This is a genomic window from Planococcus sp. VCh962, assembly GCF_057748275.1.
The window spans coordinates 189918-207631 of sequence record NZ_JBYLHS010000005.1 but is presented as its reverse complement, the minus strand read 5'-3'; the positions used below and the strand labels follow the sequence as shown (position 1 = coordinate 207631).

General features: G+C 46.7%; 17 protein-coding genes. 15 read left to right on the top strand and 2 right to left on the bottom strand.

Annotation, left to right across the window (positions count from 1 at the left end; all coding sequences use genetic code 11):
• Window positions 1-16: 16 nt before the first annotated feature.
• The 13 genes from AC3AQ9_RS14830 to AC3AQ9_RS14770 all read left to right on the top strand — a co-directional run bounded on the left by AC3AQ9_RS14830 (window position 17) and on the right by AC3AQ9_RS14770 (window position 12349).
• Window positions 17-904 (top strand): 3-hydroxyacyl-CoA dehydrogenase family protein, encoded by an 888-nt coding sequence (locus AC3AQ9_RS14830; RefSeq protein ID WP_488308260.1) that lies wholly within the window; start codon window positions 17-19, stop codon window positions 902-904.
• On the top strand, window positions 901-1680 hold the full coding sequence (locus tag AC3AQ9_RS14825; protein ID WP_488308259.1) for an enoyl-CoA hydratase/isomerase family protein: 780 nt from the start codon (window positions 901-903) through the stop codon (window positions 1678-1680). Before AC3AQ9_RS14830 ends, AC3AQ9_RS14825 begins: the two co-directional genes overlap by 4 nt.
• Window positions 1681-1691: 11 nt before the next feature.
• Window positions 1692-2099: an acyl-CoA thioesterase gene (locus AC3AQ9_RS14820; protein ID WP_488308258.1), complete on the top strand. Its 408-nt coding sequence runs from the start codon at window positions 1692-1694 to the stop codon at window positions 2097-2099.
• A 2-nt stretch (window positions 2100-2101) separates the two neighbouring features.
• The gene (locus tag AC3AQ9_RS14815) at window positions 2102-3169 is read left to right on the top strand and encodes a phosphotransferase family protein (RefSeq protein WP_488308257.1); all 1068 of its coding nucleotides are present in this window, start codon (window positions 2102-2104) and stop codon (window positions 3167-3169) included.
• A 15-nt stretch (window positions 3170-3184) separates the two neighbouring features.
• Entirely contained in the window at window positions 3185-4957 is a 1773-nt protein-coding gene (locus tag AC3AQ9_RS14810) for an acyl-CoA dehydrogenase FadE (RefSeq protein WP_488308256.1), read from the top strand.
• 11 nt (window positions 4958-4968) lie between these two features.
• Entirely contained in the window at window positions 4969-5943 is a 975-nt protein-coding gene (locus AC3AQ9_RS14805; protein ID WP_488308255.1) for a quinone oxidoreductase family protein, read from the top strand.
• 21 nt (window positions 5944-5964) lie between these two features.
• The gene (locus AC3AQ9_RS14800; RefSeq protein ID WP_488308254.1) at window positions 5965-6906 is read left to right on the top strand and encodes an MBL fold metallo-hydrolase; all 942 of its coding nucleotides are present in this window, start codon (window positions 5965-5967) and stop codon (window positions 6904-6906) included.
• A gap of 19 nt (window positions 6907-6925) precedes the next feature.
• Window positions 6926-7849, top strand: coding sequence for a ketopantoate reductase family protein (locus AC3AQ9_RS14795; RefSeq protein WP_488308253.1), 924 nt, complete (start codon window positions 6926-6928; stop codon window positions 7847-7849).
• A gap of 99 nt (window positions 7850-7948) precedes the next feature.
• The gene (locus tag AC3AQ9_RS14790; protein ID WP_488308252.1) at window positions 7949-9694 is read left to right on the top strand and encodes a carbon starvation CstA family protein; all 1746 of its coding nucleotides are present in this window, start codon (window positions 7949-7951) and stop codon (window positions 9692-9694) included.
• 46 nt (window positions 9695-9740) lie between these two features.
• Window positions 9741-10019, top strand: a complete 279-nt coding sequence (locus AC3AQ9_RS14785) for a cory-CC-star protein (RefSeq protein ID WP_488308288.1) — start codon at window positions 9741-9743, stop codon at window positions 10017-10019.
• Window positions 10020-10043: 24 nt separating this feature from the next.
• The gene (locus AC3AQ9_RS14780; RefSeq protein ID WP_488308251.1) at window positions 10044-10970 is read left to right on the top strand and encodes an ArsA family ATPase; all 927 of its coding nucleotides are present in this window, start codon (window positions 10044-10046) and stop codon (window positions 10968-10970) included.
• 15 nt (window positions 10971-10985) lie between these two features.
• On the top strand, window positions 10986-11966 hold the full coding sequence (locus AC3AQ9_RS14775; protein WP_488308250.1) for a zinc-binding dehydrogenase: 981 nt from the start codon (window positions 10986-10988) through the stop codon (window positions 11964-11966).
• Window positions 11967-12040: 74 nt separating this feature from the next.
• Complete coding sequence (locus tag AC3AQ9_RS14770) at window positions 12041-12349, top strand: magnetosome magnetite crystal formation protein family (RefSeq protein ID WP_488308249.1); 309 nt, start codon at window positions 12041-12043, stop codon at window positions 12347-12349.
• 193 nt (window positions 12350-12542) lie between these two features.
• On the opposite strand, the gene AC3AQ9_RS14765 is transcribed toward AC3AQ9_RS14770, so the two are convergent.
• Both AC3AQ9_RS14765 and AC3AQ9_RS14760 read right to left on the bottom strand, forming a co-directional pair.
• The gene (locus AC3AQ9_RS14765; RefSeq protein WP_488308248.1) at window positions 12543-12983 is read right to left on the bottom strand and encodes a YtoQ family protein; all 441 of its coding nucleotides are present in this window, start codon (window positions 12981-12983) and stop codon (window positions 12543-12545) included.
• Window positions 12984-13047: 64 nt separating this feature from the next.
• Window positions 13048-13269: a transcriptional regulator gene (locus tag AC3AQ9_RS14760; RefSeq protein ID WP_488308247.1), complete on the bottom strand. Its 222-nt coding sequence runs from the start codon at window positions 13267-13269 to the stop codon at window positions 13048-13050.
• Window positions 13270-13397: 128 nt separating this feature from the next.
• Between AC3AQ9_RS14760 and AC3AQ9_RS14755 the strand changes: the two genes are divergently transcribed.
• Window positions 13398-14564 (top strand): exonuclease SbcCD subunit D, encoded by a 1167-nt coding sequence (locus AC3AQ9_RS14755; RefSeq protein ID WP_488308246.1) that lies wholly within the window; start codon window positions 13398-13400, stop codon window positions 14562-14564.
• On the top strand, window positions 14561-17653 hold the full coding sequence (locus tag AC3AQ9_RS14750) for an AAA family ATPase (RefSeq protein ID WP_488308245.1): 3093 nt from the start codon (window positions 14561-14563) through the stop codon (window positions 17651-17653). The genes AC3AQ9_RS14755 and AC3AQ9_RS14750 overlap by 4 nt, the downstream gene beginning before the upstream one ends.
• The last annotated feature ends 61 nt before the right edge of the window (window positions 17654-17714 follow it).

The window sequence follows — 17714 nt, the reverse complement described above, 5'->3', positions numbered from 1 at the left end:
GAGGGGGAGAGCGGCAGTGAACGATTTGCAAATCCATAAAATCGCGGTAATCGGAGCAGGGCAGATGGGCCATCAAATTGCAATGCTTGGTGCACTTGGAGGGATTCATACAGCGCTTTACGATATTGATGAAGAAGCGTTAATAAAAGCACGGAAATCGCTGGAAATGCTGATGGGCCAGTGGGTGCTGAAAAAGAAAATCACGGAAGCCGAAAAAGTGGAGGCCTTTAATCGGCTGCAGTTTACCAGTGACTTGAAAAAAGCGGCTGGCGATGCTGATTACGTGATTGAAGCTGTAGTTGAAAAATTAGAAGTGAAGCGCGAAATTTTTAAGCAATTGGATCATATTGCGCCGGAACATGCCATTCTTGCTTCAAACAGTTCGACAATCATCAACTCCCTGCTGGCGGAAGTGACCGGACGTCCTGAGAAAGTCTGTAATATGCATTTCTTTTTCCCACCGCTGGTCATGGATTGCGTCGAAGTAGTCATGAGCGAAAAGACATCTGAAGAAACTGCACAGCTATCACTTGAACTATGCAAAAAGATAAACCGGACAGGAGTATTGCTGCGGAAAGAAATTTCAGGTTTTGTTGCGAACCGGATTCTCGGGGCGCTTCAAAAAGAAGCAATTCATTTGTATGAAGAAGGTATAGCGGATTTCAAGGAAATCGATTTGATTGTAAAAAAGGCGCTCCGGCATCCAATCGGTCCATTTGAATTGATGGATTTATCCGGCATAGATGTGGTTTATTACGTCATGCAGCAGCAATATTCGGAAACCGGAAACCCGGCGGATAAACCTCCTGCCTTTATTGAAGAGAAAGTAAAGGCTAAGGAACTTGGCCGGAAAACTGGAAAGGGCTTTTATGAATATAAAAAAGATGAGGTGAAAGCGCCATGACACAATTTCTGAATATCGAAAAAGCGGATCGTTATGCGGTCGTTACAATAAGCAATCCGCCGATGAATGTCATCAGCAATGGAGTATTCAAAGAACTGGACAAAGCGTTTCAAGAACTGGGGAAAGATGAAAGGGTCAGTGCAGTGATTATTACCGGGCAAGGAGAGAAGATTTTTGCGGCTGGTGCGGATATCAAAGAGTTTCCCCAATTGATCGGGAAGCAAGGGATTAAGAAGGATTTCCTTGAAACACATGCCGTGTTAAGCCGGATTGATCATTTTGAGAAGCCGGTCATTGCCATGCTGAACGGATTGACGCTTGGCGGCGGCTTTGAACTGGCACTGTGCTGTGATATACGGATTGCAGAAGAGCATGCGCAAATCGGATTGCCGGAAATCACGCTTGGGCTGTTTCCTGGAGGCGGTGGAACCCAGCGTTTGCCTCGGCTTGTTGGAGAAGCGAAAGCAAAAGAACTGATGTTTACAGGAGAAGCGGTCTCTGCTGAGGAAGCCGAACGCATCGGATTGGTCAATAAAGTAACAGCCAGCGGAGAAGGTTTGGAAACGGCCCGGAAAATGGCGAAACGCATTGGCCGGTTTTCATTGCCGGCTTTGTCGCGCATCAAAAAAGCGGTCGATCAAGGCCTGGAATTACCGCTTGAACAAGGAATTGACCTGGAAGCAGAACTTTTTGAAGAAGTCTTCCAGACTGAAGACGTTCAGGAAGGCGTAAAAGCGTTTATCGAAAAAAGAAAACCGGCATTTCAGAATAGATAAAGGAGTGAAGAATGATGGCACATGACATTACAGTAAAAGTTCGCTTCAGTGAAACCGATGCATTAGGGCATGTCAGCAATATCAGCTATTTCATCTATCTGGAAGAAGCGCAGGTCGAGTTTTTCAGAGAATTGGGGCTTGAAATAACAATTGATAAATGGAATGTCATCATGATTTCAGCGAATTGCCTGTTTTATAAGCAAGCTTATTTTGACCAGCGCTTGAAAATCACTTCTTTTGTCACGAAAATCGGCAACTCCAGTTTCAAGATCGGCCATCGTATCACGGATGCAGCAACTGGCGAATTGATTGCGGAAGGGGATGCCGGAGCGGTTTATTTTGACTTTACTACGCAAAAAAGCGAGCGGCTTCCCGACCATATCCGTGAAAAACTTGAGATGCATCTGAAAGAGGTGTGAAAATGGCTGGGAGAACAAGCGACACGATTCCTGTGCGGTCCGGAGAAGAGCTGGACAGTGTCTTGCTCCAGCAATTTCTAAAAGACAATATAGAAGGCTTGCCAGAAGGTGAACTGGAAATCCTCCAGTTTGGCGCTGGCCATTCGAACTTGACTTATGCCCTCTCCATCAATGGATGGAAAGCCGTATTAAGGAGGCCGCCTCTTGGGCCAGTGGCACCGAAAGCGCATGATATGGAGCGGGAGTTCAAAATCCTGTCTGCTCTCTATCCGGTTTTTCCGGAAGCGCCGAAACCATTTGTTTTTTCGCGCGATCCAGCAATCGTAGGAAGCCCATTTTTCATTATGGAAAGGCGCTATGGCGTAGTAATCGATACAGAATTTCCAAAAGGAAGCGAACCGTCAGAAGAATTAGGCAGCAAAATTTCGGAACTCATGGTGGATACGCTGGTCAAGCTGCATGCCATTGATTATACCCAAACTGCACTGGCTGATTTGGCGAAGCCGGAAGGATTTATGGAACGCCAAGTCAACGGCTGGATAGAGCGCTATGAACGTTCCAAAACCGATGACATCCCCGAAGTGGCAGAATTGTCAGCGTGGATGCTTGGGAACATTCCGGAATCGATGAAACCGTCCATCATCCATTATGATTTTAAGCTTAACAATGCGATGTTCGCAGACGATTTTTCAGGACTCACCGGCTTGTTCGATTGGGAAATGACGACAGTAGGGGATCCGCTTGCGGATTTAGGAGCGGCGATGAGTTATTGGATTCAAGCCGATGATCCTGGACTTTTGAAGACGGGTTTTGGCAAGGCTCCCGTAACGGTAGGGAAAGGGTTTTATTCGCGGGAGGAATTTATTGCACGTTATGCAGAGAAGAGTGGCCGTGATGTCTCCAATATCCATTTTTATTTGACATTCGCATATTTCAAATTGGCAGTCATTTGCCAACAGATTTACTACCGCTATAAAAAAGGCCAGACATCGGATCCTCGTTTTGCCCATTTCGGTGATTTTGTGAAAAGCCTGATGCGGCATGCCCTTGTAACCGCGAAGAAAACGTAAGGAGGATAGATCGACATGAACCATAAAACATTGACTCACCGTGGTGGAAGCTTTTTATATGAAGAAACAGACGTGAAGTCGGTTTTTACTCCGGAGGATTTTACGGAAGAGCATAAGCTGATTGCAAAAACCGCCAAGCGTTTTTTAGAAACTGAAGTGCGTCCCTGTAATGAACAGATCGAACAGCAGGATTTTGGAACAGTAAAAAAGCTGCTTGAAAAAGCCGGCGGCCTCGGGCTCTTGGCGCATAGCATACCGGAACGATATGGTGGCCTGGGTCTCGATAAAATCAGCAAAGGCATTGTCGGGGAAGTCTTGGGGGCAGCTGGGAGCTATAGTGTAGCGCATTCAAATCACACTTGTATTGCGACACTGCCCATTACCTATTTTGGGACAGCGGAGCAAAAAGAAAAATATTTGCCAAAGCTTGCATCAGGAGAATTCATCGGCGCTTATTGCTTGACCGAACCGAGTGCGGGATCGGATGCACTGGCAGCAAAAACCACTGCAAAGCTTAACGAAGCTGGGACCCATTACATACTGAATGGCATGAAAATGTTCATCACCAATGCAGCATTTTCCGATACATTCATCGTGTATGCAAAAGTGGATGGTACTGCATTTACAGCATTTATCGTGGAAAAAGATTTTCGGGGATTATCGCTCGGAGCGGAAGAACAGAAAATGGGCATCAAAGGTTCATCGACTCGGACAGTGATTTTTGACGATTGTGAAGTGCCCGTTGAAAACCTGCTTGGGGAAGTCGGGAAAGGCCATGTCATCGCTTTAAATGTGCTGAATCTCGGACGCTATAACTTAGGGTCTGCAACGATGGGGGCCGCAAAACACGGCTTAGAGCTTGCAGTCAAATACACGAAAGAGCGCCGCCAGTTTGGCAAAGCCATTGCAGATTTTACAGCGACTCAGGAGAAAATCGCCGATATGGCGCTCCGCATTTATGCAGTTGAATCGCTCCAATACCGCACTGCCGGTTATTTAGAGGAAGCACTTGGAGGTTTATATGAATCCGAAGACGCGGCGCTCGTGGCGAAACGGATGATGGAATATGCCACCGAATGCGCCATCTGTAAAGTATACGGTTCCGAGACGCTGGATCATATTGCCGATGAAGCGCTGCAATTGCATGGAGGCTACGGTTTTATCAAGGAATATAAAATTGAGCAGATGTACCGCGACTCGCGCATCAACCGGATTTTTGAAGGCACCAATGAAGTCAATCGCCTGATCATTCCGGGCAATCTCTTAAAAGCAGCTGCGAAAGGCCAAGTACCGCTAGCAGAAGCGGTCAAACAGGCCCTGTCAGAACTCAAGTCACCGAAAGTGGAGTCGATCGGCGTTATTTCCCGGGAAATAGAGGCGGTCCGTGCCATAAGGCGAGTTTTCTTACTGTGCGCAGGAGCTGCTTACGAGACATATGGAAGCGCGCTTAGTGAAGAACAAGAAACATTGATGAAACTCGCAGACATGGGCATTACATTGTTTGCGGTAGAATCGGCCGTGCTGAGAACAGCAAAATCCGTTAAAGCACATAGTGAGGAGTCAGCGGCCCTTAAAATACAGCTGGCGAAATCACTGGTGGATGATGCTTTGTTAGAAGTGGAAATGAACGCCCGGAAATTGCTTCAAGGAACTGTTTCGGAAAAAGGGCTTCACGACAATGTAAGGGTGCTTTCGGGTGAGCTGAGCCGGTTGCAGCGGGCAGGCGGAAAAGCGGCGAAACGAGCCATTGCAGAAAAAATACTGGCTGCAGAACAATATATTTCCTAGGGGGAACATGGATGAAAGTTATTAAATTTGAACAGTTCGGCGGTCCGGAAGTCTTGCGGTGGACGGAAGCCGACAAGCCGCAGCCGGCAGAAAACGAAGTGCTGATTGAAGTGAAAGCGAGCGGAGTCAATTATGCTGATACCGCAAGGCGTGAAGGGAAATATGTAGTGCCGACAAAGCTTCCGTATGTGCCCGGTTCAGAAATAGCGGGTGTGATTGTTGAAACCGGAAGTGGCGTGGAAAAATTCCGGAAAGGAGACCGGGTGGTGGCGTTGATCGAATCCGATGGCTATTCGGAATACGTTGCCGTAGATGAGCAGATATTAACACCTATCCCGGACGGAGTGGATGATGAACAAGCTGTCGCTTTGCCGCTTCAAGGCTTGAGCGCTTATCATATCCTGAAAACGATGGGCCGCCTGGAACCGGGGGAAAGTGTTTTGATTCATGCGGCTGCCGGCGGGGTGGGCACGATTGCGGTTCAGCTTGCGAAACTATTCGGCGCTGGAAAAATCATTGCGACGGCAAGCACCGAGGAAAAGCTTGCCCATGCCAAATCCATGGGAGCGACTCACCTGGTGAATTATTCCGAAGACGGCTGGTTGGACAAAGTAAAAGAAATTACGGAAGGCAAAGGCGTCGATGTGGCCCTTGAAATGGTTGGAGGAGAAGTATTCAACCAAACTGTGAAATGTCTGGCCCCGTTTGGCCGGTTAGTGATTTTTGGTGCCGCAAGCGGCGAGCAGGCGATGTTCCACCCGGGACAATTGATGCGAAAAAATCAGTCCGTCATCGGATTTTTCCTTCCGCAGATCTTGCGCAATCCGGAACTGTTGCAAAGCAGCTTTAAAGAATTATTAGGTTATATGGCAGATGGTGAATTGAAATTGACGATTGGCGGGACTTATCCGCTTAAAGAAGCAGCAGAAGTCCATCGATTGTTGCAAGGCAGAAAAACGATTGGCAAACTGGTGTTAAAACCGTAAATTTTGGAAAGAAGGGGTGGCATGCTTGACCAATTAGGGATTGAAGCGGTCCGCATCGATTTGCCATTCCGCCTGAACCATGTCAATTGCTTTATGGCAGAAAATGAGACGGGCTGGACGATTATCGATGCGGGATTGAACAATGACTATACGAGAGTGTTGTGGAATCAGTCTATAGGACAACGAAAAGTGACGGATTTGCTGATTACCCATTACCATCCGGATCATTTTGGCTATGCCGGAGGGCTGCAGGAAAAAACAGGAGCAAAAGTATCGATGACGAAGACAGACGCTGATTTGGGTCTGTCTTCTTGGCAGTCTCATTTTTTAGAGGCGATGCCTGACCATTACCGCATCTCGGGAGTGCCGAAAGAGAAGGCAGAAAAAATGGCGGGCAATACCGCAGATTTTCAAAGGCTTGTAAATCCGCTTCCGCATATTGGGCATTATTTCGAAGAAGGCGAAAAAGTTCAGATCGGGTTTTATGAATATGAAGTAATTTTTACTCCAGGCCACTCAGATGGCATGGTGTGTTTCTATAACGAAGATCGGAATGTACTGCTTTCCGCAGATCATATTCTTCCGAAAATCACCCCGAACATTTCTTACTGGTATCATGGAAATGAAAATCCGCTGGCATCTTATTTAACTTCATTGGACAAAATAAAAGAGCTGGATGCTGAGTTTGTCATCCCCTCGCATGGCAAGCCGTTTTACGGCGCCAACAGGCGTATTGAAGAGTTGAAGGGACATCACGGTGAACGGCTCGAAGAAACGTTCGAAGCGGTTCAAGAACCCTCCACAGTCTATGAAATATGCGAACGTCTTTTCAAACGGCCGTTGACGGTCCATGAAATGCGCTTTGCTGTGGGCGAAACGCTGGCCCATTTAGAGTTTTTGCGCCATGCCGGAGAATGTGAGCGGGAAATAGAAAATGGTATTTGGAAGTACAGAAGCTGCTAGCTGAAAGGATGGATAGTTGATGAGAATTCTAGTGGTGGGAGCTGGAGGAATTGGCGGCTATTTTGGGGCTCGGCTAATGGAGGCCGGGCAAGATGTGACTTTTTTAGTGCGCGAACGCCGCAAAAAGCAACTTGAAGAAACGGGTTTGAACGTCGACAGTGTGCATGGAAATGTGCGCATGGCACCGAAATTGGTGACGGTTAAAAATCCGGATGGCCCTTATGACTTGATTGTCCTGTCGGTGAAGTCATATCAATTGGAGAATGCCATTAGCGACATTCGCCCGTTTGTCGGCGAGAGTAGCATGATTCTTCCGTTATTGAACGGTATTGCCCATATTGATGAGCTGGTAAAGACTTTTAGCGAAGAACAAGTGCTTGGCGGCTTGTGCTTTATCGAGACGACGCTTGATGAAAAAGGAACGATTGTGCAGACAAGCCCGATGCATCAGCTCGTTTACGGGGAACGTTCCGATGATGAGACAAAGCAGATTTTAAGAGTGAAAAAAGCTTTAAGCGGTACAAAAGCGGATATTGCATTAAGCCATAACATTGTTCAGGACATGTGGCATAAATATTTGTTCATTACCGCTATGTCCGGAATCACGGCTTCAATGGAATCAGCGATTGGCCCGGTACGGGAACTGGAAAGCGGAAAGGAAACAATTGCTACTTTGCTGGAAGAATTGGTTACGGTCATGAAAGCAGTGGATGCTCCGGTCAAGGAAACAATCTCTGAAGACCAGTACGCGAAAATCATGTCACTTGAACCAGGGATGAAATCTTCGATGCAGCGTGACGTGGAAAAGGGACAGCCGATAGAAGTGGATCATCTGCAAGGATACTTGCTGCAGCAAGCGAAAGCTCGGAAACTACCGGTCCCTGTTTTGGAAACGATTTATACAAAACTAAAACTCTACGAGCTTAGCCGGCAAAAAGATTAATCTTTTTCGCTTAAAAATATTTACATTATTCTGAATATTGGTTAGGCTTGATTTACAAGTTTACTTAAACTTGTAAAAAATAAGAAGGAGTTGAGGCACTTGAATGCTATCGCCCTTGCTGCCATCGGAATCTTTATATTTATTTTAGGGTACCGTTTTTATTCGAAATTTGTAGCAGAAAAAATCTTCAAGCTCGATCCGAACTACGTTACACCGGCACATAAGTTTAAAGACGGTGTGGATTTTGTCCCAACCAACAAATTCGTTTTATGGGGACATCATTTTACCTCGGTCGCTGGAGCTGCCCCGATTCTCGGTCCGGCAATTGCTGTCTATTGGGGCTGGCTCCCGGCAGTCTTATGGGTAGTGTTTGGAACTGTTTTTGCAGCTGGAGTCCATGACTTTGGAACGCTTGCGCTATCAGTCCGTAACAAAGGGCAATCGGTCGGCACACTGGCACACCGGTTGATTGGCCAGCGCGGAAAAGTATTATTCCTCTTTATCATTCTAATACTCGTACTGATGGTCAACGCCGTGTTCGCCTGGGTTATTGCGAACTTATTCATTTCTTTCCCGGCGAGCGTCCTGCCGGTATTCATCCAGATTCCGCTTGCCGTTTGGATTGGGCATGCGGTTTACAAAAGAAACAAAAAAATGCTGGTGCCATCGCTTGTTGCTCTGGCAGTTATGTACATTACCGCTGTCGTTTCAAGCCAAGTCAATTTCCTGCAAATCGATTTGGTACGCTATATGGGCGGTGAAGAAGGGGCCGGGCTGTTCGGCCTTGGTGCGATTTCCACAGCCTTCTTTATTTGGATCATTATTTTAATGATTTATGTGTATATCGCTTCTACATTGCCGGTCTGGCAACTGCTCCAGCCGCGTGACTTTATTAATTCACACCAATTGGTCGTGGGACTTGGCATCCTGTATCTTGGTTTGTTATTCACCAATCCTCAGATTACAGCGCCGATGTCGAATCCGGGTGCAGATGATGTTTCGTGGTTCCCGCTTCTGTTTATCACCATTGCGTGTGGCGCCATTTCTGGATTCCATGGCCTTGTATCGTCCGGAACATCTTCCAAGCAGCTTGATAATGAAACCGAAGCGCGTTTTGTCGGCTATCTGGGTGCCGTAGGAGAAGGGATTTTGGCATTGGTTTCCATTATTGCGGTCATCACGTTCTTCCCGAACCGGGAGGCATTCTTTGCTACTTACAGCAGCTTCCAGGCAGCAAGTGGAGCAGGCCTTGGGACATTTATTCAAGGCGCTTCCCAGTTGGCAGAGGGGCTGTTGATACCGGCAAGCGTCGCTTCGACAATCGTTTCGATTATCGTCGTGTCGTTCGCAGCCACGACGCTTGATACATCAGTCCGGCTGATGCGCTACATCATTTCGGAACTTGGTGTGGAATATAAAATACCGTCGTTGGAGAAAAAACATGTAGCGACAACGATTGCTGTTGTGACAAGTGCCGCACTCGTGCTGCTTCCGGAAGGGCCGAACGGCTTCGGTTCCGGCGGATATTTACTCTGGCCGCTGTTTGGAACATCGAATCAGCTGCTGGCCGGCATCAGTTTACTGCTGATTTCCATTTGGCTGAAAAAACTTGGACGAAATTATGCGGTCACCATCATCCCGATGATCTTCCTGATGTTCATGACGCTATGGGCGATGTTCCAGCAGGTCTTCCTGCAATGGGCCTGGTATGCTGATTCACCGAATACCTTGCTGTTTGTTTTTGGAGCGATTATCTTCGTCTTTACGCTCTGGATCATCCTGACAGCGATCCAAGCATTAATGAATCCGCGGGGTGCGGGAATTTCAGAGTTTGATCTTGATTAAACTGACAGAATGGGGAGCATGTTCATGTGCCCCCTTCTCTTTATACATACGAAGGAGGCGTGCAGGTATGCTCGATAAGCTGAAAAAACTCATCGCCTATTACGAGGAAGTTTTGGAATTGCCGCATCGCACCGAAATTGCACGGGAATTGCGCGCTGAAGATGATCTGTTTCTGCTGATGCTGTACTCGGAAATGCTCGGCATCCCTAATCCGGCTTATTATTACACCCTTGAACTGTATCCGTACATGATTGAAGAATTTCACGACTGGCACCTGCGGATGGGCATGGAAAAATCACCTCTAAGTGGCATTCGCTGCTGTTAGCTATCGAAGAAATGAGGAGAAGCAATGGACGTTTTATCGAAAAGCATCATTTTTGTGGGAGGCAAAGGGGGCGTCGGCAAATCGACCTCGGCTGCAGCCATCGCTTGGCAGTCGGCGAAAAGCGGGCATAAGACTTTATTGATTTCCACCGATCCGGCACATAACGTCGGAGACATTTTCAATCAGCGAATCGGCGGCAAGACCTTGAAAATCGCAGATAATTTGTATGCTCTGGAAATCGATCCCGAAATTGAAACGGAAAAGTATATAAAAGGGGTCAAAGAAAACATCAAAGGCACGGTCCATACGAGCATGATGGAAGAAGTGAACCGCCAGCTTGATACAGCGAAGGCTTCTCCAGGGGCTGACGAGGCGGCATTGTTTGATAAACTGATCCATATCATTTTGGAGGAACGCCAAAACTTCGATAAACTGGTATTTGATACAGCACCGACCGGGCACACGATCCGCCTCTTGACCTTGCCGGAACTGATGGGGGTCTGGATTGAAGGCCTGCTTGAAAAAAGGCGCAAAACGAACGCAAACTACACGGCTTTGCTGAATGACGGTGAACCAAGGGAAGATCCGATTTACGATGTGCTTCGGGAACGGCAGGAGCGATTTTCAAAAGCGAGGGAAGTTTTGCTGGACGAAGAAAAAACCGGTTTTATTTTTGTCTTGAATCCGGAACGCCTGCCGATCCTCGAAACACAGAAGGCGTTGGAATTGTTGCATAAATACCATTTGCACGTAAATACGCTGATTATCAATAAAGTCCTGCCGGAAGAAGCGGATGGGGAGTTTCTAAAGGAACGAAAAAAGCACGAGCAGCAATATCTCGAACTGATCCGCAAAAAATTTCCGAAACAGGAACTCATTTTCATTCCGCTATTTTCAAGGGACATTATCAGTATGGAACAGCTGGAGCTGTTCAGCGGCCAATTTGTCTAGGAGGGGTTAGAACACATGAAAGCATTTGTCATCGAATCTGGAGAATTGAAAGTAAGAGATATGGAAGAACCGCAAGCAAAAGCGGGCGAAGTGGTCGTCGCGCTGAAAACTGCCGGCATCAACCGGCGGGACCTTGGATTGCCGAAGCGCTATGGCAACCGTCCGGAAGCGCTCATCATCGGTTCGGACGGAGCAGGAGTTATCGAAGCGGTCGGCGAAGGCGTCAGCAGTTTCTCGGTTGGAGATGAAGTAATCATCAATCCAGCGCTCCGCTGGTACGGCAACAGCGATGCACCGCCGGCGGAATTTGACATTTTGGGCATGCCGGACCATGGCACATTCGCTGAGAAAATCACTTTGTCTGCAGAGCAAGTCGAGAAAAAGCCGAATCATTTATCGTGGGAAGAAGCAGGGTCACTCGCTTTGGCAGGTTTGACCGGCTACCGGGCACTGTTTACGAAAGGCGAAGTAAAGGAAGGCGATACATTGTTCATTCCGGGAGCGGGAAGCGGTGTGGCAACGTATTTGATTCAATTTGCGAAAAATGCAGGCGCCCGGGTCATTGTCAGCTCTAGAAGCGAAGAAAAGCGGAATCATGCCCTAGAACTTGGCGCGGACCGCGCCATTGCAACGGACAGCGACTGGCCGCAGGAACTGGCCGATGAAACGGTTGACCTTGTCATTGACAGCGTCGGTGCGGCGACATTCAACCGGTCGCTCGAAGTCTTAAAAAAAGGCGGGCGCATAGTCATTTTCGGCGCCACGACCGACGACAATGTGGATTTCAATCTCCGCAGCTTCTTCTACGGCCAATACCAATTGTTCGGTTCGACGATGGGCAGCCGGGAGGAACTGCGCGACATGCTTGCCCATATAGAAGAATACGAGACCCATCCAGTTGTCGACCGGGTTTTCGATCTGGAAAATGCCCAGGAAGCGTTCAATCATTTGAGCCGCGGAAAGCAATTCGGCAAAGTGGTATTGCGAATAAAATAATTTTCAACTTCTGAAACTTTCCAGCCAGTCAACCGTAAGTATGGTATGAGAAAAAAGACTGGAGATGAAATTAAATGGAGAATACAGGTTTCAAAATACTTGTCCATGCCAGTGCGTTTTTTGCCCCGTTTTTAGTGCCGTTTATCGTGTATATTATTACGAACGATCAGGAAGTGAAAAAACTATCAATCCAGGCATTGCTGTTCCAACTCGTGATGGGTGTACTGTTGACTATTTCAGGTTTTTTGGTTATCTTCATCATCGGTATTCCAATGCTAATCATTTTCGGCTTAATGACAGTTATTGTTCCGATCTTGGGCATTATCCGGGCATTGAACAATGACAAATTCGACTATCCGATTGTCGGCTCGTGGTACCAATAAAAAAAGCCCTCAAAGGGCTTTTTTTATTGCGAGGAACTCCTTCAGAATCGTATTTTCTCCACTACTGGTCGTATTTTACGATTAATGAGTCGTATTTTATCCATTGCTGGTCGTATTTATAGATTAATGAATCGTATTTCCAAAACCAAGACAAAACCCGGCCATCAATGAGTACAGATGGCCGGGTTTTCTATTATTCGAAAATATAAGCCAAAGCTTTAAGTGCCTGGTCGACAGTCTCGACGGTGGCGCTTGCTTTGCGCGACAGTTCCTTAAGTGGATGGTGCAATTTTTCTGGACGGATCAGAATCAGCGGTTTGCCGGATGCAATTGCACTGCTGGCATCCATTGCTGTGTTCCATTGTTTGTACTGCTCGCCGAATAGGGCGATGACGAGATCTGCTTTGTGCATGAGCACGCCGGTCCGCAGGTTATTGAAGCTTGAGGCGGCTTCGTCTTTGAAAACAGCATTCGGCTGTTCACCTAGAATTTCCTCGCCGATGTTGTCAGAACGCTCATGATCTTCCATCGGCCCGACAAAATCGACCGGCAGCTTTAGCGCCAGTGATTTTTTCTTGATTTCCTCGCGCCACGAACTATGAATTTCTCCAGCAAGATAAACAGTTAATCGCATTGTGCTACCTCCCAAAATCCATTTCCTTCAGTGTATCATAAGAAAGAAAGCGGGAGGCGGTTCTTTAGATGATCTGGCGTTCTTTGCGCTCTACCGGAATCAATGAAAGCACATTTTCCATTTTGAATGTACGTTTTTTATTCCGCAGAAAGCAATATGCTTGAAACGAGTCCCCGCTCACTTTTAAAATTTTAATGCGGCGTTTGCTGATGGTTCCATCGTTCGCCATATACATAATATCAATTAGCTGTTGGTGCTTAAAAGCTTTGAGAATCTGTGCTTTCATCAATTTTCACTCCCTTAATAGAACGTTTGTTCTTATTATAATCCTAAAAATTGTAGAAAACAAGCAAACCGATTTCATGTATAATGGAACGAACATATATTCTTTTCATTCAGGAAAGGGGCATAACCATGAAATTTTTCCATACCGCCGACTGGCATTTAGGCAAACTTGTGCAGGGCGTTTATATGACAGAAGAACAGCGCTATATTTTAAGGCAGTTTATCGCCGCGATTGAAGAACAGCGGCCAGACGCAGTGATCATTGCAGGGGATTTATATGATCGGGCAGTTCCGCCGACGGAAGCTGTCAATTTGTTGGATGAAGTATTGGCGAAAATCGTTTTGGAACTGAAGACGCCGGTATTTGCTGTAGCCGGAAATCATGACAGCCCCGGCCGTTTGAATTTCGGGAGCCGGGTCATGAAAACGAACGGCATCCATATCGCCGGACATGTCCAAAAAGAACATGAACCGATTGTATTGGCCGATGAATTTGGAGAAGTGCACGTTCACTTGATTCCATATGCAGACCCATCTATGGTCCGCCATGCGCTTGGAATTTCGGACATTAAATCACATAACGATGCGGCAGAGGCCATCGTAGAAAATATCAAGAAAAACTTGAATCCAAAGGCTCGCCATATTGCAGTGGGGCATGCGTTTGTCACGCCTCACGGAGAGCAGCAGGAAAACACCAGTGATTCGGAACGCCCATTGTCGATTGGTGGAGCTGAACATGTCAATGCCAGTCACTTTGCTGGATTCCATTACACGGCGCTCGGGCATTTGCATCAAGCCCATCACGTGCTGAACGAAACCATCCGATATGCGGGCTCGCCGTTAAAGTATTCGATTTCAGAAGAGCGCCATCAAAAAGGGTTCTTGATTGTTGAAATAGATGGCAGCGGCGAGGTCTCCGTTGAAAAACAGTTGCTTCAACCTAAGCGGGACATGCGAACGGTGGAAGGATATATGGAAGATATCCTGCGCCATGAAATCAATGAAGATTATGTATTTGTGAAACTGCTCGATGAAACGCCGATTTTGTATCCGATGGAAAAAATCCGTTCGGTTTACCCGAATGCGATGCATGTCGAGCGCAAAAGCTTCGGCCGGACAACCAGAGGGGGCGGTGTGGAATCGCGCCGCGAAATGGATCCGCTTGTCCTGTTCAATGCTTTTTATGAAGAAGTCAAAGGAGAAAAGGCAACGGAAGAGACCGAATCGGTTTTCAAAGAAGTGCTTCAGGAGTTCCTGCACGAAGAAACTGACGAGAAAGAAGGGGTAAAGCAATGAGACCCTTAAAGTTGAAATTGACTGCTTTTGGTCCTTATAAGCACACGGAAACCATTGATTTTGCAGATTTGAAAGGCAACCAGCTGTTTGTCATTTCCGGCAGTACAGGCTCCGGGAAAACAACGATTTTTGATGGCATCTGTTTTGCTTTGTACGGCGCTGCCAGCGGCTCGGATCGTGCGGAAACGCGCCATTTAAGAAGTGATTTTGCAGAAGACGGGACGCATACTTGTGTTGAAATGGAGTTCGAAATACATAACAAAACCTATCGAATCCTGCGCCAGATGAGCCATGTCAAAGCAGGAAACAAAAGTGCGACAGGTGAGCGCTATGAATTTTTCGAGAAGACAGAAACCGGGGAAAAACCTTGTGTGGAACGGCAAATCGTATCGGAAATCAACCGGAAAGTAGAAGAAATCATCGGGCTGACGCAAAATCAGTTTAGCCAGATTGTGATGCTGCCGCAAGGCGAATTCCGTAAATTATTGACTTCTGAAACGGACAATAAAGAAGAAATTCTTCGGAAAATCTTCAAAACAGAACCTTATAAAATGATTACGGAACGATTAAAGCAAAAAAGAGATACGGCATCCAAAGCCCTTCAACTGGAAGAACAAGTTTTGGCCGGACATATAGGCCGCATCAAGGGAGCGTTGCCAAAGCGTGATTCCGAACTGTTCGAACTTCTGGACCGCGAACATTATAACGTCAATCAAGTATTGGCGGGACTGCAGAGCGAGTCCACTTTTTATCAGGAAAAGATGCTCCAAGACGAACAATACTATTTAAGTGTCTATAGAAAGCACGATGAGAAACTGAACGCTTTTCATGAAATGAAAAAATGGAATGACCGCTTCAGTGAGCTGGATGAAAAAACACAGCGCCTTGAAAAAGCTAATGCCCAGCTGCCTGCCATCGCTGAGCAAGAACGGCGCCTGCAAGCTGCAGAACGGGCAAGTTTTATTGAAGGAATAGAAAATTTATATAAAGAATTAAAAAATGAAGCAACGCAGAAACAACTTTTATTGGAGAATGCGCTTAAAAGCGAACAAGCAGCGCAGGAAAGTTTAATGCAAGCAGAAGCCGCTTTTGATATAGAAGAAAAACGGGAAGCTGTACGCCAGCAAGTTCGCCAACAAGTGATCGAGTTAGAGAAAGTATTGCCGGCTGTCCAGGAATTGGACGGGAAAAAAGCGCAGCTGCAAAAACTTCAAGTTGCGGCCCAGCAATCTGAGAAGGAACTGCTGTCAATAAAAACTCAGTGGCATGCTGAAAAAGATGCTTGCAAGTCAGTGGCCGAAGAGATGGCCGCTCTTGATCAAAAACTTGAAACATTCGATGATAAAAATACAAGGCTTACTTCCTTAAATGAGCAATGCCGTGTGCTTAAAGAGTTGCTTGCAGTGGAGCAGAATTGGCTGCAGCAACAACAAAATTATCAACGGAAAGAAGCTGCGTATCAAGAGGCGGCAAAAGAGTATAACACACTTGAATCGGCTTGGTTTGCCAATCAAGCACAAGTGTTGGCGGCAGCTCTTCATGATGGAGAAGCATGTCCGGTATGCGGCAGCATCGATCACCCAGACAAGGGCGGCAGAGAGCATCAAACAGCCGTTTCGAAAGAGGAACTGGACCGGGCAAAAACCGCAATGAATTTAGTGGATGGCCAATACCGTGATGCCTTGGCGAGAATGAATGCTTTGGCTGAGCAGCTTGAAGACAAAAAAGCAGCAACCGAAAAACTTGGCTTAGATTCCGATCTTGCAGCTGACGATTACCGGAAAGTGGAGCAAGAGAGAAGTTCGTTGGAACGGGAAGTGGCTCTGCTGCTGGCAGATAAAAAGAACTTACGCGTTTTGAAAGAGAAACTCACGAGCCAAACAGCAAAAGCTGAAAAGCTGGAAAACGATAAAACTTTACTTGCTGAAGATATGCAAAAGCAGCTGGCGGCATTTGAAACCGCAAAAGCGGTTTTCGAGCAGGCCTTGCTGGCCATACCGGAAGAAGTGCGGGTACTGTCTGTACTGCAGCGGAAAATCAGCCAGGCAATCGCAGAAAAAGGCCAGTTGGAGCTCCTATGGGAAAAAGTTCAGCAAGAGCTTCAGCAAGCGAAAGACCAGTTCACAGCTGCATCGGTAAGTGCACGGCATGCACAAAATGCAGCAACAGAAAGTGCCCAAAAGACAGACAGGACCGGACAGCAATTTAAAGAAGCGTTGCAGAATTCTGGTTTCGAATCGGAACAGGCCTATCAGCAAGCTAAACTTTCAGAATCAGGCCGGGCAGCTTTAAAGGAATCCATTCAGAACTTTAAACAAAACCACCATACATTGACTGAACAAGTTAAAGAACTGCAGGAAATGCTATTCGGACGGACAAAATCCGATTTGGGTATGCTGGAAGCTGAGCTTAGCCAATTGAAAAGGGAATACGAAGCGGCACTGACAGTATGGAACCAGTCGAAAGATTACAGGCTTACAGCACTCGACTTGGCAGAAAATATTACAGAATCATATGGAAAAGCGGCACAGGCCGAACAGCAATTAAACCGGATTGCGGACCTGCATGACATGATCCGCGGACAAAACAATATGAAGATCTCGTTCGAGCGGTATTTGCAGATCGAGTACTTGGAGCAGATTATCGAGTCAGCAAATGAGCGGCTAAAAAATCTGTCGAACGGACAATTCTATTTGATTCGCAGCGACCGGCAAGAAGCCCGCGGCAAGCAAAGTGGCCTTGGCTTGGATGTGTATGACGCTTATACCGGACAGACGCGCGATGTGAAAACCTTATCGGGCGGCGAGAAGTTCAATGCATCGCTGTGCTTGGCGCTGGGCATGGCTGATGTGATCCAAAGTTTCCAAGGCAATGTAGCGATTGATACCATGTTCATTGATGAAGGATTCGGCTCACTTGACGATGAATCGTTAAATAAATCAATTGACACGCTGATTGACTTGCAGAAGTCAGGACGCATGATTGGAGTCATTTCGCATGTTCAGGAATTGAAAGCGGCGATACCGGCCATTTTGGAAGTGAGAAAATCGAAAGAAGGCTTTAGCCAGACAAAATTCCTGATTAAATGACAAAACGAGCATGCCATCTTTTCTTCCTTTGTTTAAAGTGCCCTTGAATAGTAAATGGTAA

Coding starts and splice junctions, on each gene's coding strand:
- AC3AQ9_RS14825 (WP_488308259.1), top strand. CDS start 901: ATGACACAATTTCTGAATATCGAAAAAGCGGATCGTTATGCGGTCGTT.
- AC3AQ9_RS14820 (WP_488308258.1), top strand. CDS start 1,692: ATGATGGCACATGACATTACAGTAAAAGTTCGCTTCAGTGAAACCGAT.
- AC3AQ9_RS14815 (WP_488308257.1), top strand. CDS start 2,102: ATGGCTGGGAGAACAAGCGACACGATTCCTGTGCGGTCCGGAGAAGAG.
- AC3AQ9_RS14810 (WP_488308256.1), top strand. CDS start 3,185: ATGAACCATAAAACATTGACTCACCGTGGTGGAAGCTTTTTATATGAA.
- AC3AQ9_RS14805 (WP_488308255.1), top strand. CDS start 4,969: ATGAAAGTTATTAAATTTGAACAGTTCGGCGGTCCGGAAGTCTTGCGG.
- AC3AQ9_RS14800 (WP_488308254.1), top strand. CDS start 5,965: ATGCTTGACCAATTAGGGATTGAAGCGGTCCGCATCGATTTGCCATTC.
- AC3AQ9_RS14795 (WP_488308253.1), top strand. CDS start 6,926: ATGAGAATTCTAGTGGTGGGAGCTGGAGGAATTGGCGGCTATTTTGGG.
- AC3AQ9_RS14780 (WP_488308251.1), top strand. CDS start 10,044: ATGGACGTTTTATCGAAAAGCATCATTTTTGTGGGAGGCAAAGGGGGC.
- AC3AQ9_RS14775 (WP_488308250.1), top strand. CDS start 10,986: ATGAAAGCATTTGTCATCGAATCTGGAGAATTGAAAGTAAGAGATATG.
- AC3AQ9_RS14770 (WP_488308249.1), top strand. CDS start 12,041: ATGGAGAATACAGGTTTCAAAATACTTGTCCATGCCAGTGCGTTTTTT.
- AC3AQ9_RS14765 (WP_488308248.1), bottom strand. CDS start 12,983: ATGCGATTAACTGTTTATCTTGCTGGAGAAATTCATAGTTCGTGGCGC.
- AC3AQ9_RS14760 (WP_488308247.1), bottom strand. CDS start 13,269: ATGAAAGCACAGATTCTCAAAGCTTTTAAGCACCAACAGCTAATTGAT.
- AC3AQ9_RS14755 (WP_488308246.1), top strand. CDS start 13,398: ATGAAATTTTTCCATACCGCCGACTGGCATTTAGGCAAACTTGTGCAG.
- AC3AQ9_RS14750 (WP_488308245.1), top strand. CDS start 14,561: ATGAGACCCTTAAAGTTGAAATTGACTGCTTTTGGTCCTTATAAGCAC.